The sequence below is a fragment of the Streptomyces sp. P17 genome (genome assembly GCF_032436805.1).
Taxonomy (GTDB): domain Bacteria; phylum Actinomycetota; class Actinomycetes; order Streptomycetales; family Streptomycetaceae; genus Streptomyces.
The window spans coordinates 1-317 of the sequence record NZ_JAVRBF010000537.1 but is presented as its reverse complement, the minus strand read 5'-3'; the positions used below and the strand labels follow the sequence as shown (position 1 = coordinate 317).

The 317-nt window shown below is 48.9% G+C and carries 1 protein-coding gene; it reads left to right on the top strand.

What is annotated here, in order from left to right:
* Positions 1 to 50: 50 nt before the first annotated feature.
* Positions 51 to 317 (top strand): hypothetical protein (locus RMT89_RS42015; protein ID WP_315889022.1); only part of this gene is annotated, 267 nt, incomplete at its 3' end.

Genomic DNA, 317 nt, shown 5'->3' with positions numbered 1-317 from the left:
ACAAGAGTTGCAGCAATCACAACAGTATATAAACGTTAGGAAATCAAAAAATGGTCATCTTTAATAAATTACCGACATATTATGCTGATGGAACCGCGACTGTTGCAGCGAATGGAACGACCGTAACCGGAAACGGTACGGTTTGGACGAATTTGCAACCGGGTGACTTGTTCGGCGTCCATAAAGGTCTTGCGATCCCCATTGCGGAAGTTGTGAGCGCAACATCGATAACGTTGCAATACCCGTGGTCCGGTGCAGCGCAGACAAACGCAGCTTATTGCGTCCAATTAGTGCCGCGTTCGGTCGGCGTGCAGGAG